Origin of the sequence: Cupriavidus sp. SIMBA_020 (assembly GCF_046535395.1) — a bacterium.
GTDB lineage: Bacteria > Pseudomonadota > Gammaproteobacteria > Burkholderiales > Burkholderiaceae > Cupriavidus > Cupriavidus campinensis.
In genome coordinates this window covers 1-264 of sequence record NZ_JAWRWU010000804.1, presented here as the reverse complement: position 1 = coordinate 264, position 264 = coordinate 1, and the positions used below count along the sequence as shown (strand labels likewise).

At 69.7% G+C, this 264-nt stretch carries 1 pseudogene; it reads left to right on the top strand.

Annotated features, from left to right (window positions below):
* Positions 1-264: pseudogene (locus tag SB751_RS31575) on the top strand (ABC transporter substrate-binding protein); the annotation flags it as partial.

Here is a 264-nt window from a genome sequence, read left to right as displayed (position 1 = left end):
AGCCTGCTGGCCGGCGCATCGGCCCCGGCCATCTGGACCGGCCGCGCGGCCGCCGCGGCCAAGCCGGTCACCCTGAAGTTCGACAGCTACATCAGCGAGACGTCGGGCCCCTCGCGGCTGGACGAGTGGTACCTGAAGCAGCTGGAGACCCGCAGCAACGGCGCGGTCAAGGTGCGACGCTACTGGGCGCAGTCGCTCAACAAGGTCGGCGAGCACCTGTCCGCCGTGCGTGACGGCACCTCGGAAATGTCACTGATCTCGCCG